Annotated in this window: 10 protein-coding genes; all 10 read right to left on the bottom strand. The window is 72.2% G+C overall.

The features are described 5' to 3' along the window. Positions 1-37: 37 nt before the first annotated feature. The 10 genes from KY49_RS06530 to KY49_RS06485 all read right to left on the bottom strand — a co-directional run bounded on the left by KY49_RS06530 (position 38) and on the right by KY49_RS06485 (position 14526). Positions 38-1267, bottom strand: coding sequence for an MFS transporter (locus KY49_RS06530; RefSeq protein WP_042584589.1), 1230 nt, complete (start codon positions 1265-1267; stop codon positions 38-40). 52 nt (positions 1268-1319) lie between these two features. Beyond that, positions 1320-2423 (bottom strand): 3-deoxy-7-phosphoheptulonate synthase, encoded by a 1104-nt coding sequence (locus KY49_RS06525; protein ID WP_052495614.1) that lies wholly within the window; start codon positions 2421-2423, stop codon positions 1320-1322. Positions 2424-2457: 34 nt separating this feature from the next. Continuing rightward, on the bottom strand, positions 2458-3234 hold the full coding sequence (locus KY49_RS06520) for a 2,3-dihydro-2,3-dihydroxybenzoate dehydrogenase (protein WP_042583860.1): 777 nt from the start codon (positions 3232-3234) through the stop codon (positions 2458-2460). 31 nt (positions 3235-3265) lie between these two features. Continuing rightward, positions 3266-7156 carry a non-ribosomal peptide synthetase gene (locus KY49_RS06515; protein WP_231636344.1) on the bottom strand — a complete coding sequence of 1297 codons (3891 nt, stop codon included), beginning with the start codon at positions 7154-7156 and terminating at the stop codon, positions 3266-3268. Between the two features lie 70 nt (positions 7157-7226). Next, on the bottom strand, positions 7227-7547 hold the full coding sequence (locus KY49_RS06510; RefSeq protein ID WP_042583858.1) for a DUF2218 domain-containing protein: 321 nt from the start codon (positions 7545-7547) through the stop codon (positions 7227-7229). Further along, positions 7544-8428 carry an isochorismatase family protein gene (locus tag KY49_RS06505; protein WP_143136340.1) on the bottom strand — a complete coding sequence of 295 codons (885 nt, stop codon included), beginning with the start codon at positions 8426-8428 and terminating at the stop codon, positions 7544-7546. The genes KY49_RS06510 and KY49_RS06505 overlap by 4 nt, the downstream gene beginning before the upstream one ends. A gap of 57 nt (positions 8429-8485) precedes the next feature. Continuing rightward, positions 8486-10099 (bottom strand): (2,3-dihydroxybenzoyl)adenylate synthase, encoded by a 1614-nt coding sequence (locus KY49_RS06500; protein ID WP_042584586.1) that lies wholly within the window; start codon positions 10097-10099, stop codon positions 8486-8488. After that, positions 10099-11271, bottom strand: coding sequence for an isochorismate synthase (locus KY49_RS06495; protein ID WP_042583857.1), 1173 nt, complete (start codon positions 11269-11271; stop codon positions 10099-10101). The genes KY49_RS06500 and KY49_RS06495 overlap by 1 nt, the downstream gene beginning before the upstream one ends. 59 nt (positions 11272-11330) lie before the next feature. Next, positions 11331-13469 (bottom strand): TonB-dependent receptor domain-containing protein, encoded by a 2139-nt coding sequence (locus KY49_RS06490; RefSeq protein ID WP_042584585.1) that lies wholly within the window; start codon positions 13467-13469, stop codon positions 11331-11333. A 136-nt stretch (positions 13470-13605) separates the two neighbouring features. Then, positions 13606-14526, bottom strand: coding sequence for a helix-turn-helix transcriptional regulator (locus tag KY49_RS06485; protein WP_080402377.1), 921 nt, complete (start codon positions 14524-14526; stop codon positions 13606-13608). Positions 14527-14692: the final 166 nt, after the last annotated feature.

Genomic DNA, 14692 nt, shown 5'->3' with positions numbered 1-14692 from the left:
ACAAGCGGGCGCGTTCGTCTCCCACCGACGCGCAGCGCTACTGCCCAGACGCGCCCCGCCACGTCCCGACGAACACTCCCGCCAGCACCACCCCGATCGCCACGAACGGCGCAGCCGGATGCAGTTCGTAGAGCCCGTTGCCGACGAGCGGCGCCACCACCATGCTGAGCCCCTGCGCGACCGACATCGCACCCGCGCACGCCCCCTGCTCGTGCGGCTCGACCCGCGTGCTCGCGAGCGCCGCGACCGCGGGAAACGCCGCGCCCATTCCGCAGGCCGCCAACAGATAGCTCGCGCACATCAGCAACGGCTGCGCAGGCTCGACCGCCAGCACCGACACGAAGCCGACAGCGCCGACGAGCGCCCCCCATCGCAGCCACTGCCGCGGCGCGACCCGCCGCAGCCGCCCGACGAGCGACTGCGTCGCGATCAGGCCGACGCCCGCGCTGCCGAGCGCATAGCCGACCACCGCCGACGCGTCGCGCGCGCCGACCTGCAGCCGGTCGATCACGTAGAAGCCGAGCGCACTGTTCGCGATCATCACGACGCCGTACAGCGCAAACGCGCTCCACCACGGCAGGCGCAGCCGCGGATCGGTCGGCCTCAGCCGCGCCGGCGCGCGCCTCGCGAGCCGCGGCCCGTCGTCGCGCAAGCGGCGCAGCCCCGGCAGGCCCGCGAGCGGCAGCAGCGCGAACACCGCGAACGCAAGCGTCATGTCGTAACCGGCAAGCCAGCCGGCCAGCGGCGGCGCGATCACCATCCCGACCGCCCCCGCCGCGCCGAACCGCGCGAGCGCCGCCGCGCGCCCGGTGGTCGCGGTCCGGTCCGCGATCCACGCGGTCGCCGCGACCGGCAGGCCGGCATAGCAGCCGCCCATCGCCGCGCGCGTCGCCAGCAGCGCGACGAAGCTCGCCCAGACCGGCGGCATGGCCGCCCCGTCGCGATGCAGCGCCCAGCCGACATAGCCGGCCAGCAGCAGAAAGCTGGCGACGAATCCGACGATCGACGCACGCATCGCCGGCAGCCGGCCGCGTGCATCGGCCGCGCGCCCCCAGCGCGGCGCGGCGGCGATCCAGACGAGCCCGACGCTCGCGATGACCGCGCCGATATGCAGCGGCTCAAGGTTCATCCGGCGCGCCAGCGGGCCGGCGATCGCGACGAATGCGTAGGTGCCGGCCACCATCGCGAGGTTCGCGAGCAGCAGCGGCAGGTAGCGGGAGCCGGCGTCGGCCGGCGCTTGCAGGGGTTCGGCGGAAGTCGTCGACATGTCCATTCCGTAGTGGGTTGAAGAAGGCGCGCGGCGCGCGCCGACACCGGCGTCAGCCGGCGCGGCCGTCCCGCGCGAGCCAGCGGCTGCGCGCGCGCAGCAGCGCATCCTCGGTCGCGTCCCAGCCGAGGCACGGGTCGGTGATCGAGCAGCCGTAGCGCAGCGGGCCGCCGAGCGGCTGCGCCCCCGCTTCGAGAAAACTCTCGAGCATCACGCCGCGAATCGCGTCGCTGCCGGCGCACATCTGCTCGACGACGTCGTCGAGCACCGCGAGCTGCCGGTCGGCCTGCTTGCCGCAGTTGGCGTGCGAGCAGTCGATCAGCACGTTCGCCGGCAGGCGCTGCGCGCGCAGCGTCTCGACCGCGGCCGCCACCGATGCCGCGTCGTAGTTCGGCCCGTGCCGGCCGCCGCGCAACACGAGGTGCGCATGCGGATTGCCGTCGCTGTGCAGCAGCGCCGGCCCGCCGGCGCCGTCGATGCCGATGAAGGTATGCGGCCGCATGCTGGCCAGCATCGCGTGCGCGGCCACGTCGACCTGACCGTCGGTGCCGTTCTTGAAGCCGACCGGCATCGCGAGCCCCGACGCCAGCTCGCGATGCACCTGCGACTCGGTCGTGCGCGCGCCGATCGCGGCCCAGCTCACGAGATCGCACAGGTAATGCGGCGTGACGACGTCGAGCGCCTCGATCGCCGCAGGCAGACCGAGCGCATTGATGTCGGCGAGCAGCCGGCGCGCGGCATGCAGCCCGTCCAGCACGCGGTGGCTGCCGTCGAGGCCCGGGTCGTTGATCAGGCCTTTCCAGCCGACCGTCGTGCGCGGCTTCTCGAAATACACGCGCATCACGACGCAGAACGCGTCGCGCACCGCCTGCGCGAGCCACGCAAGCCGCCGCGCGTAGTCGAGCGCCGCCTGCGGGTCGTGGATCGAGCACGGACCGACGACGACGATGCGGCGCGCGTCGCGGCGCTCGAGGATCGCGCGCAGTTGCCGGCGGCCGGCGGCCACGGTCGCGCGCGCGGCGACCGACGCCGGCAGGTCGCGGCGCAGCGCGTCCGGCGTCGGCAGCCGCATGCCGACGCACAGCCGTTCGTCGCGGGGTGGCTCGGCAAAGGCGCCGGCTGCGCCCTGTTCGGTTTCGGCGGAGATCTGTTTCATCACTGAAGTTGCGGAAAAAGGAAGCGGAACACCGTCAGACGCCGAGCGTCGCGCCGCCGTCGACGCACAGGCTGTGCAGCGTGACGTGACGCGACGCGTCGGACAGCAGGAACAGCACCGTTTCGGCGACGTCGTCCGGCGCCGCGATCCGGCCGAGCGGAATGCCCGTGCGATACGTGTCGAGCGAACCGGCGATCACGCCCGCCGGGCCGGCCGGGCCGTCCCACAGCTGGCGCTGCATCGGCGTGTCCGTCGAGCCCGGCGCAACGATGTTGCAGCGGATGCCGTGCCCGGCCAGCTCGAGCCCAAGACAGCGGGTGAACTGGTGCGCGGCCGCCTTCGACGCCGCATACGCGGCCATCTGCATGCGCGGCACCAGCGCCGCATTGGAGCCGACCGTCACGATGCTGCCGGCACGGCGCGCGACCATCCGCTGCGCGACCGCACGCGACAGGTGAAACACCCCGTGCGCATTCACCGCGAAACAGTGCGCCCAATCGGCATCGCTCAGCGACGTCGCCGCCGCGAGCCGCAACACGCCCGCGACGTTCGCGAGCATCCCGATCGGACCGACCGTCTCCTCCACGCGCGCAACCGCGCGTTGAACGGCCGCCGCGTCCGCGACGTCGACCGTGAACGGATGGATCCGCGCGCCGAACGCCGTGCTATCGGCCGCGTGGCGCGCCAGCGCGTCGCCGTCGACGTCGAACGCGGCGACCTCGATCCCGCGCGCGGCGAGCGCGCGCGCGACGGCCGCGCCGATACCCTGGGCCGCGCCGCTCACGACGGCGACCGTACCCGGGAACCTCATTCCTGCCTGTGCATTCATCGATTCGAATTCCTCAAGAAGAGCCGGCGACGGTCGCCGCGGCGAGCCGGTCCGCCAGCGCGGCGCCGATCGCCGCCATCGGTTCGGGATCGGACATCCCGTCGTGCGAACAGTCGAGCGCGACGCACGTCAATGCGTCGGCCGCCAGATGGGCGTGCCAGCTGTCGGGCACCGGCAGGCCCGGCCGCTTGCGCGCAGCGTTGAACAGCAGCAGCGCGCCGTCGTAGCGCGGCGTGCGCGCCGCGCGGAACAGGTGCATCTGCCGCAGCGTCGCGTCGGCGAACGCATCGAGCCCCGCCGCGCCGAGCGCCGCGAACGGGCTGTTCGCCCGCAACAGCCGCTGGCGCAGCGCGTCGTCGGACAGATCGGCCGTGTCGAAGTCGCCGTTCACCGTGAGCAGGATGCGCAGCGCGTCGCCCGGCGCCGGCTGCGGCTGCGCCGCCCATGCGGACGCCGGATAGCTGTCCATCAGCGCGAGCAGGCCGACCGCCTGGCCGTCGCGCGCAAGCGCCGCGGCGACCGCGTGCGCGAGCGCGCCGCCGAGCGACCAGCCGAGCAGGTGGTACGGCCCGTCCGGCTGCAGCGCGCGCACGCGCCGCACGTAGGTGGCGACGAGCGCGTCGAAGTCCGCGGCGCGCCGGGTGTCCTCGACCGACAGTTGCAGGCCGTCGAGCGCGACATCCGGCAGATGCGCGGCGAGCCGCAGATAGCTCCATGCGAGGCCGTCGGCCGGATGGATACAGATGAGCCGCGCGTCGCCGGCCCGCCCCGCGTGGATCGCGAGATGCGGCGCGAACGCGTCGTGCGCGGTGCGCGGCCGGTACGCGCGCGGCGCTTGCAGCGCGGCCGCCAGCGCGTCGACCGTCGCATGCCGGAACAGCATCGACACCGGCACGTCGCGCTTGAGCTCGGTCGCGAGCCGTGCGCTCGCCTGGATCGCCTGCAGCGACTTCCCGCCGACGTCGAAGAAATTGGACGCCGGCGTGAGCGCGACCTCGCCCAGCACCTCGCGCCAGATGCGCATCACGCACCGCGCCAGTTCGCCGGCCTGCGCATCGTCGTCCGGCGCCGCATCCCGTTGCGCGGCGAGCCGCAGCAGCGCGTTGCGGTCGGTCTTGCCGTTCGCGTTGCGCGGCAGGCCGTCGAGCACGCGCCACGCATCGGGAACCGCGGCGGCCGGCAGCGCGTCGGCCAGCCGCGCGCGCAGCGCGGCGACGTCGTCGGTCCCGGCGACGAACGCCGCGAGCGTCGTCGCGCCCGCATCGCTGCGCAGTGCGACGACCGCCGCCTCGCGCACGTCCGGCGAGCGCAGCAGCCAGTCCTCGATCTCGCGCGGGTCGATGCGCACGCCGCTGATCTTCACCTGATGATCGATGCGGCCGTCGAAGCAGAGCCGGCCGTCGCGCAGCGTCGCGAGATCGCCGGTGCGGTATGCGCGAACGCCGCTGCCGGGCAGCGTCACGAAGCGCTCCGCCGTCAGCGCCGGATTGTCGAGATACGCGAGCGCGAGCGCATCGCCGCTCAGCACGAGTTCGCCCGAGCCGCCCGCTGCGACCGGATACCCGCGTGCGTCGACGATCCGCGCATCGACGCCCGCGCGCGGCGTGCCGATCGGCACCGGCTCGCCGTCCTGCCAGACCGCGCCCGGACCGCCGACGCACGCGGCGGTCGCGATGATCGTCGCTTCGGTCGGCCCATAGGTGTTCAGCAACGCCTGATCCGGCAGCCGCTCGCGCCAGCGCCGGATCCGCTCGGGCAGCGCCGCCTCGCCGCCGATGATGGTCAGGCGCACGTGTCGAAGCTGCTCCGCGTGGCGCGCGTCGAGCGCATGCGCGAGCACATGCCAGTACGCGGTGGGCAGATCGAGCACCGTGATGCCGCGCCGCTCGACGTCGGCCACGAACGTGTCGACGGAGTCGAGCATCGCGTCGTCGCGCAGAACGAGCGTCGCGCCGCCGCACAGCGTGACGAAGATCTCCTCGAAGCTCGCGTCGAAGTGCAGCGGCGCGAACTGCAGCACCTTGTCGTCGGGCCCGACGCGATAGAGCGCGCGCGTGCTCGCGACGAACTGCGCAAGCGCGCCGCGCCCGACCAGCACGCCGTTCGGGCGGCCCGTCGAACCGGACGTGTAGAGCAGGTATGCGGGCTGGCCGGCGTCGGCATGCCGTGCAGCGTCGACTCCATCGCCCACGCCGCGTGCCGCGGGCGCGCGATGCGCGTCGAGATCCAGCGTCGGCAGGCCGCCCGCGCACGCGCGATACGCGCCGCGCGTGATCACGAGCGCGGGCGCGGCGTCGGCGAGCATCGCCGCGGTCCGCTGCGGCGGGCCGTCCGGGTCGAGCGGGACGAGCACCGCGCCGGCCTGCAGCACCGCGAGCATCGCCGCGATCACGTCCGGCGCGCGCGGCGCGGCGAGCGCCACGCGGCAGCCGCGCGTCACGCCATGTCGGGCGAGCGCCGCCGCAAGCGCATCGACGTCGGCGAGCAGCGTGCAGTAGTCGATACGGCGCGCGCCCGCCTCGATCGCGGTGCGCGTCGGCGCTTCCCGCGCGATGCGGGCGACGCGCGCGAGCACGTCGGGGTATGGCCCGGCGAGCGGCGCGCCGCGCAGGATCGACGGCGGCGGCAGATCGCCGAGCAGCGGCGCCACCGGCGCGTCCGGCGCGTGCCCGGCAAACGCGTCCAGCCAGCGCGCGAGGCTGCGCGCATACGCGGCGAGCTGCGTCGCGTCGTAGGCGTTCGGATTGCCCTCGAGCGTGACGTGCCACGCGCCGGCGCGCACCGCGACCGTCACGTTCAAGTCCTTCACGGGGCCGCCGCTGACCGCGCACGTATCGCTCGCGAGCCCGTCGAACGCGACCTGCCGCTCGAACGGCATCACGTTGACTGCCTGGTTGAACAGGAACGCGTTGCTCTCCAGCAGGCCGAGGTCGCCGCGAATCCAGCCGTACCGGTAGTACAGGTGCGGACGGATCGCGCGCAGCCGCCCGGCCGTCTCGGCCGCGAGCGCGCGCGGCGACCGGTCGGCGTCGACGTGCACGCGCAACGGCACGATGTTCATCGCCATGCACGGCACGCCGAGCGCCGGCGTGCCGAGACGGTTCATCACCGGCAGGCCGAGCGTCAGGTCGCGCTGGCCGCCCTGCTTCGCGAGCCAGATGCCGATCGCGCACAGCAGCCACGCGTTCCAGTCGACGTCGAGCCGCTCGGCGGCTTCGCGCAGCGCATGCACGCGCGCGCCGTCGAGCGCGAGCGTCTCGCGCAACGCGTCCGCGCCGACCTCCTGCTGCGGCGCGAGGACGAGCGGCGCCGGCACGTCATGCAGATGCGCGCGCCAGAACGCGCGATCGGCGTCGAATCCGCCGCTCGCGCGGTAGCGCGCCTCCGCGTCGACGACGCGATCGACGCGCCAGTCCGGCAGCGCCGGCGGCGCCGCGCCCGCGACGCGGGCGTTGTAGCGGGCGGCGACCGCCTGCTGGAGCAGGCTGTAGCCGAAACCGTCGAGCGCGATGTGGTGAACCTGCAGATACCACCAGTGCCGCGTCGGCGACAGCCGCAGCAGCGCGGTGCGGTACAGCGGATCGGCCGTCACGTCGCAGCTGATCGACAGCGACGCTCGCATCCATGCGCGCGCGGCCCGTGCGGGATCGGGTTCCGCGGCGAAATCGACGAGCGGCAGCCGCGCGCATGGCGACACGCGTTGCTGCCACAGCGCATCGTCGGTCCACGCGAAGCGCATGTGCAGCGTATCCGCGTGATCGAGCACCGTCTCGACGCTGTCGGTCAGCGCCGCGACGTCGAGCGGGCCGTCGAGTTCGATCGTCTCGGCGGTCAGGTAACCCGGATCGTCCGGATCGACCTGCTGCGCGACCCAGATTCCGTATTGCGCGGACGTTGCGCGCATCGGTCGGTCTTCGAGTTGCATGAAGGGGCTTGCCACGAGAAATCGTTGAACGGGAAACGGGTCGCGCGCGTCACGCGCGGCGCCACGCGACGACGAGCTGCGGATTGCGCGACATCAGCGCCAGATGCTCGTCCATCACGTACTGGATCTGTTCGAGCTTGTCCGCGGCGTCGGCCTCGCAGCGCAGGCTCAGCACGTCGTCGGTGCGCGCCATCCGGCAGACGCCGTACGGGAAATCGACCGTCGCGCGGTGTTCGTCGAACACGACCGGCACCTTGATCGCGTAGTGCTTGCAGAGCTTGAACAGCACGCGGTCGGCCTGCGGCAACGAGAGCTCGGCGGTGCTGACGAACGGCGCCGGCTGCGCGTCCGGGATCGGGCGCGCCGTCATGCGGCCACCTGCGCCGGGCGCTGCAGCAGGTGCGCCCACGCGTCGAGCGTCGGCTGCTCCGCGAGCTGCACGAACGTGACGTCGTGTCCGGCGGCCCGCCAGGTTTCCACGAGCATCATCAGGCGCACCGAATCGAGCCCGCAGTCGAGCAGGTTGTCGCCCGCGCGCAGATCGGCGACCGGCACCCGCAGGCTGTGCGCGACCTGCGCGGTGATCTGCGCGAGCGTCGCGGGCGCGCTCGGCGCGCCGTCGCCCGCGGCCGCGCCGACCAGCTCGCCGGTGGTCGCGACCTTGCCGCAGCGCCCCGCCACGTAGTCGAGCGCCATCCGGTGCTCGCGCTCGGAGAAGTCCGCGAGCGCATCGGCGACGAAGAACGGCCGGATGTCCCGCATGAACGCGTCGCACGCGGTCATCAGGCAGCCGATGTGCGCGTAGATCCCGCAGATCACGAGCTGGTCGCGCCCCTGCTCTTTCAACAGGACGTCGAGATCCGAGCGCTGGAATGCGCTGTAGCGCCACTTGTCGAGCACGGTGTCACCCGGCGCCGGCGCGAGCGCGTCGCAGATCGCTTCGCGCGACGGCTGCGCGGTGAGCCCGGGCCCCCACATGTCGGTCAGCAGCGCGCGCTGCTCGGGCGTCTGCGCCGCGGATTGCGCGGTGTAGCAGACCGGCATCCCGCTCGCGTGCGCGAAGTCGATCAGGCGCCGCACGTTCGCCAGCAGCGCCGGCACGGGCGCCGCGTCGCGATCGTAGAAATCGAGGAAGTAGTCCTGCATGTCGTGCACGAGCAACGCGGCGCGTTGCGGCTCGAAACCCCACGTCACGCGGTTCGCCGGCAGCTCGGCCGGCATCGGGTAGGAAGGAATCTTCGGAATGGCCATGATGGAGTGCTGTTGAAAATATCGATGCCCGGGCGATGCGTGCCGCCCGCGCTTGGGTCATGCCGCCGCGCTCAACTGCGCCGCGATGCGCTCGCGCAGCGCGCGCTTGTCGATCTTGCCGACGGGTGTCTTCGGGAATACGTCGACGAATTCGATCCGGTCCGGCACCTTGAACGCGGCGACGCCCTGCTCGCGCACGAACCGGATCAGTTCCGCCGCGCCCGGCGCAGGCGTGCCGCGGATCACGTAGGCGCAACTGCGCTCGCCGAGATACGGATCGGGCATCGGCACGAGCGCCGCATCGACGACGCCCGGGTGCGCGAGCAGCAGGTGCTCGATCTCCTCGGCGGGAATCTTCTCGCCGCCGCGGTTGACCTGGTCCTTCGCGCGCCCTTCGACGATCAGATGCCCGGTGGCCGTGACCCGCACGCGATCGCCGGTGCGATAGAAGCCGTCCGCGGTGAATGCGCGCGCGTTGTGCGCATGCGCCTCGTAGTAGCCGCGGATCGTGTACGGGCCGCGCGTGAGCAGATGGCCGACCTCGCCCGGCGCGACCGGACGGTCGTCGTCGTCGACGATGCGGATCTCGTCGTCCGGCGAGATCGGCCGCCCCTGCGTGCCGGTCACCAGCTCGCGCGGATCGTCGAGCCGCGTGTAGTTGACGAGCCCTTCGGCCATCCCGAACACCTGCTGCAGCTGCGCGCCGAAACCGTCCGCCGCGCGGGCCGCGAGCGCCGGGTCGAAGCGCGCGCCGCCGACCTGCACGAGCTCGAGGCTCGCGAGCGCCTCCCGCCGCCGCGCCACGGCTGCGAGCCACACCGGCACCAGCGGCGGCACGAGCGCGACGACCGTCACGCGCTCGCGCTCGATCAGCGGGAACGCGACATCCGGGCTCGCGCCGTCGCACAGCACGACCGTGCCGCCCGCGTGCAGCACGCCGAACGAGCCCGGCGAGCTGAGCGCGTAGTTGTGCGCGGCCGGCAGCGCGGCCAGATAGACGCTGCGCTCGCTCAGAGCGCAGATGCGCGCGCTTTCGCGCACGCTGTACAGGTAGTCGTCGTGGGTGCGCGGGATCAGCTTCGGCGTGCCGGTGCTGCCGCCCGACAGTTGCAGGAACGCGACCTCGCCCGCGGCCGGTTCAGGCGGCAGCGCGACGTGCGCCGGCGCGTCGGCCAGCGCGAGGTTCGCGTTGCCGGGCGCCGTGAACAGCAGGTGCCGCAGCGTCGGCGCGTCGGCCTGCACGTCGCGCGCGAGCGCCCGGTAATCGAAACCGTCGTGCCGCTCGGCCGCGACGTACGCGACCGCCTGCGCGTGCCGGCAAAAGAAGCCGATTTCGCGCCGCCGATGCGCAGGCAGCGCGAACACCGGCAGCGCGCCGAGCCGGAACAGCGCGAACGTCACCGCGAAGAACGCGACGCAGTTCGGCAACTGCACGACGACGCGCTCGCCCGGCGCGATGCCGCGCGCGGTCAACGCGCGGGCGACACGCGCCGCTTCGTCGGCGAGCGTGCGATACGACCAGCGGATGTCGTCCTGCACGAGCGCGATGCGCTCGCCATGCCGCGCGACGCGCTCGTCGAGCCATTGCGCGAACGATTGCCCGCGCCAGTAGCCTTTTGCACGGTACGCGTCGGCGAACGCGTCCGGCCACGGCGTGCCGTGCGCGCGCATCATGCGGCCTCCGGCGCGACGTCGTGGCTCACGCCGAGCGCGTCGAGCATCGTCCGGAATTTCGCGGCGGTCTCCGCGCACTCGCCTTCGGGCGTCGATTCGCCGACGACGCCCGCGCCCGCGTAGAGCCTCAGCGTGCGATCGTGTGCCTCCGCGCAACGAATCGTCACCACCCATTCGCCGTCGCCTTGCGTATCGACCCAGCCGAGCATCCCCGCGTAGAAGCCGCGATCGAACGGCTCCGCGTCGCGAATGCACGCACGGGCGGCCGCGCGCGGCGCGCCGCAGACGGCCGGCGTCGGATGCAGCGCAAGCGCGAGCGTCAGCGCGTCGGCGTCGGTTTCGCCGCGCACTTCGGTGGACAGGTGCCACATCGTCTCGGTGTGGATCAGCGACGGACGCACGGGCACGTCGAGATGCCGGCACAACGGCGCGAGCGCGTCGCGCACCGCGTCGACGACGACCCGATGCTCGTCGCGATCCTTCACGGATGCGAGCAGCGCGTCCGCGCGGCGGCGATCCTCGACCGGATCGGGGCTGCGCGGCGCCGAGCCCGCGAGCGGATTGGCGCGCACGATGCCGCCGAAACGGCTCACGAGCAGCTCCGGGCTCGCGCCGAGCAGCGTGCGGCCGGCGCCCAGGTCGACGGAGAACGTATAGCCATGCGGATTGCGGGCCGCGAGCCGTGCGACCAGCGGCGCGACGTCGACCGGCCGTTCGCCGGTGATCTCGAGCGTGCGCGCCAGCACGACCTTGGCGAGCTCGCCCGCGCGGATGCGGGCGGCGGCCTGCGCGACCGCGTTCCCGTAGACGTCCGCCGACGGCACCGCGCGCGTCGCATGGCGCGTCGCGGCGAGCGCCGGGGCGCGCAGCGCACCGAGCGGGCCGGCGCGCAGCAGCGTGCGCGCAACCCTCAGCGCGGCGGGCGCCTCGACGTCGAACGGCACCGCGCCGACGACCGCCGCGCCGGCGTGCCCATTCGCGCGGGCGTCGCGCAGCGCATCCGCGACGCGCGACGCGAGCGGCGCATCGGCGTGCGGGACAGTATCCGCCGCGTCGGTCGCGAGCAGCGCATGGGCCGGCGTCGCGAGAAACAGCGGCGTGTCGGGACGATAGACCTCCCAGATGTTTCGGGGTGCCAATAGTGTCGCGGGACGGGAAACCATGTTCATGAGATTGACCTCCAGATTGAATGGGCCGGCGGCATGTCGGTGCGGCGCCGGCCGCGCCTTCACATTTCGGCCGTGACGCTCACCGCGATGCGGCGGCCCTGGTCGACGAGCCAGTTGCCGCTCAGGCCGTTCGCGCGGGTGCGGTCGTCGACCGGAACCATCTTGTTGGTCACGTTCAGCACCGCGAAATTGACCGAGAAGCGCTTGTCGATCCGGTACCGGCCGCCGAGGTCGAAGGTCGTCGTCGACGGCCGCTCGCGCACGCCCTGCGCGCCGTTGCGGAACGCCGCCCAGTATTCGCTGCCGATGTAGTTGGCCGTCGCATACAGGTCGAGCTTCGGCGTTGGCGCCCAGTCGACCTGCACGTTGAATTTGTGCTTCGGTGTCTTGTCGAGCGGCTGGCCGTCGAGCGAGCCGCCGTTGAAGGCCTTCTCGCCGTTGCCTTCGCGGCGCGACTGCGTCAGCGTGTACGCGCCCGACACCCTCACCGTGCGCGTCACGCGCGTGCCCGCGCCGAGCTCGAGCCCGTACAGCTTGACCCGGTCGATGTTGTCGTACTTGTAGATGTTGCGGCCCGGCGAGCGCGGGTCGGCTACGCCCGTGTCGTAGCTCGTGACCTTGTTCCTGAACAGGTTGTTGAACAGCGTCAGGCCCGCGTACGTGTCGCCCATGTCGTAGCGCACGCCGAGCTCCTCGGTCACGCTGGTCTCGGGCTTCAGGTCCGGGTTGCCGCACAGCGTGCCGGGCACCGCCCCCGCCGCGCCGCCCGACGTCATGCAGTAGCCACCCGTGCTCTGGCGCAGCGACGGCGGCCGGAAGCCGGTCGACACGCCGCCGCGCACCGTCCACGCCTGGGTGAGCTTGTACACGCCGTAGACGCGCGGGCTCACGTGGCTGCCGTAGCGCTCGTCGTGATCGAGCCGCACGCCGGTCGTCAGCGTGAAGCGGTCGTTGAAGAAGTACTCGTTCTCGCCGAACAGCGCCCAGGCGTTGCGCGAGATGCGGTCCGAATTGATCGCGTGGCCCTTCGGCACCGCGTCCTGGCTGCCGACGCCCGACAGCCGCGACCAGATATGCTGGCCGCCGACGGTCAGGATGTTGCGCTCGCCCCACCAAGGCACCTCGACCTTGCCCTCGAGGATCGTATCCGTCAGCGCGGGCTTCACCGGCGAGCGCCCCACCGGCGTCCACTGGTCCTGCACGCCGCGCTCGCCGTACAGCGACAGCGTCGTGTTGCCGAAGCCCCAGCGGCCGTCGTGCGTGATGCCCCAGTAGTCGCGCACGTGGCGCGTCTCGGTGATCGCGGAGGTCGCGGTGCGCGGCGTGAGCGGCGCCTCGCTCTTGCCCGGCGTGCTGAGATAGGTGAGCTGTTCGCGGCCGACGTTCACGCTGATGTCCTGGTCGCGGGTCGGCTTCGCGGCGAGCTTCACGTCGAAGCTGCCGATGCGCTGCCCGTTCGCGCCGCTGGCCCCGCTCGCCGGGTAGTAGAGGCTGTCCTCGCCCCGGTGCAGCAGGCGCCCGGATACCTGCAGTCCGAGCACGTCGGACTTCAGCGGGCCGCCGAGCCAGAAATCCACGCTCTGCGTATCGCCCTGGTTCGACTCGAGCTGCCACACGCTGCTCGCGGTGAGCGTGCCGCCCCAGCGCTTCGGCACCTTGCGCGTGATCACGTTGACCACGCCGCCCATCGCGTCCGCGCCGTACAGCGACGACATCGGCCCGCGCACGACCTCGATCCGCTCGATCGCGGAAAGCGGCGGCAGCAGGTTGGACTGCACGCCCGCGGTGCCGCGGTTCATCGTTTCGCGGGTGTTCTGCCGGCGGCCGTCGACGAGGAACAGCGTGTATTCGCCGGGCATTCCGCGAATCGAGATGTCCTGGTCGTTCGGCGACCCGCCGACGACGCTCACGCCCTCGACCTTGCCGACGATCTCGGCGACCGACGTGTAGGGCTTCGCCTCGATCTCGTCGCGGGTGATCACCGAGATGCTGGCGGGCGCCTCCTTGATCGCCTGCTCGCGGCGGCTCGCCGTCACGACGATTTCCTTCATCGCCGCCGGATCGCCGGACGCAGCCGACGCGGCAGCATCGCCCTGCTTGTCAGGCGTCTGCTGCGCCCACGCGCAGGATACCCCCATCAGATACAGGCCGGCGACCACGGCCGGCTTCAACGCAAACTTCGCAACGTGACTCGACATGATGACGCTTTCGCTGCTCCACAATGTGATTGATTCTCATTTGCATTATGGAACCTGTCATGCGCTGAAATCTTTGCGAAAGCTTCGATCTTGTTTGAGCGCCGCCGCGACGCGGATCGGCACCGATCAGCACCGGTCAGCGTCGATCGCTGCGCCGCGCGAGCGTCGGCGTCACGCCGAAGCGGCGCTTGTACGCGGTCGCGAAATTCGCGGCGCTCGTGTAGCCGGCGAGCGCCGCGGCCTGCTTGACGCTCACCGCGTCGCGCTCGAGCGCGAGCCGCGCGCGCTGCAGGTGATGCTCGCGAATGAAGTCGAACACCGTCGTGCCGTATGCGGCGCGGAACTGGCGCTGCATCGCGTTCGCGCTCATTCCGGCGTGGCGCGCGATGTCGTCGAGCGACAGGTCCTGCGCGGCGTCGCTCGCGAGAAACGCGCGCAGTTCCGCCATCCGCCGATAGTCGCGCGAGCCGAGCGCCGCATCCGACGCCTGCGCCGCCTCCGCCTCGAGCGGCGCGAACGCCTCGGCGAGCAGTTCGAGCACGCGGCTTTCGAGGTAGATCGCCTGCAGCATCGGCTGGTAGGACGGCGGCCGCACGATCTGCTCGGCGAGCGCGGTCGCGCGCGGCGTCGGTTGCCAGAAACGGATCGCGAGATGCGCGGACAGCATCGAATCGAGCCGCTCCGGCAATGCCGCGCGGCTCGCGGCCTGCAGATGCGCGAGCCATTCGTCGGACATCGCGAGGCTGAGCCGCCGCGCATAGCCGCCCTTGCTCAGCCGGCGGCGGAACGTGTCGGGCTGCAGCGCATTGAGCAGGAACGACTGCATCCGCACATGCGGCCGCGCCGCGCTCGATCGGGTCGCATTGGGCCGGGCCGCGGCGTCGCGGCACGCGCTGCGGCCGTCCGTCGTCAGCAGCACGCGCCGGTCGCCGTACGACACGTCGAGCGCCCCTTCCAGCAGCAGTACGAGATGCAGGCCCGGCGTGCACTGGCCCGACATCACCGCGTCGAACTCGTCGGTCGCGTCGTCCGCATGCACGCGCAGGCCCGGCCGCACTTCGCGGACCCGCGCAACGTGCGCGTCGTGTCGATGGCAATCGGAAGGGAAAGCGCCTGGCGCCCATGCAGTCATCTCGGATACCCCCGTGCGCGGTCGGTGCTCGCGCAAACTATTCAGTCGTTCGGTCAAACGGACAGCGTCCGCTCCGGCCCCGTCTCTCGGT

This window comes from Burkholderia sp. MSHR3999 (genome assembly GCF_000833595.1).
Lineage (GTDB): Bacteria > Pseudomonadota > Gammaproteobacteria > Burkholderiales > Burkholderiaceae > Burkholderia > Burkholderia ubonensis.
This window is presented reverse-complemented; position numbering and strand designations above follow the sequence as displayed.

Excerpts from the sequence above, each read along its gene's own strand:
- KY49_RS06510 (WP_042583858.1), bottom strand. The coding sequence starts at position 7,547 with ATGACGGCGCGCCCGATCCCGGACGCGCAGCCGGCGCCGTTCGTCAGC.
- KY49_RS06500 (WP_042584586.1), bottom strand. The coding sequence starts at position 10,099 with ATGCGCGCGCACGGCACGCCGTGGCCGGACGCGTTCGCCGACGCGTAC.
- KY49_RS06490 (WP_042584585.1), bottom strand. The coding sequence starts at position 13,469 with ATGTCGAGTCACGTTGCGAAGTTTGCGTTGAAGCCGGCCGTGGTCGCC.
- KY49_RS06495 (WP_042583857.1), bottom strand. The coding sequence starts at position 11,271 with ATGAACATGGTTTCCCGTCCCGCGACACTATTGGCACCCCGAAACATC.
- KY49_RS06525 (WP_052495614.1), bottom strand. The coding sequence starts at position 2,423 with ATGAAACAGATCTCCGCCGAAACCGAACAGGGCGCAGCCGGCGCCTTT.
- KY49_RS06520 (WP_042583860.1), bottom strand. The coding sequence starts at position 3,234 with ATGAGGTTCCCGGGTACGGTCGCCGTCGTGAGCGGCGCGGCCCAGGGT.
- KY49_RS06505 (WP_143136340.1), bottom strand. The coding sequence starts at position 8,428 with ATGGCCATTCCGAAGATTCCTTCCTACCCGATGCCGGCCGAGCTGCCG.
- KY49_RS06530 (WP_042584589.1), bottom strand. The coding sequence starts at position 1,267 with ATGTCGACGACTTCCGCCGAACCCCTGCAAGCGCCGGCCGACGCCGGC.
- KY49_RS06515 (WP_231636344.1), bottom strand. The coding sequence starts at position 7,156 with ATGCGCGCAACGTCCGCGCAATACGGAATCTGGGTCGCGCAGCAGGTC.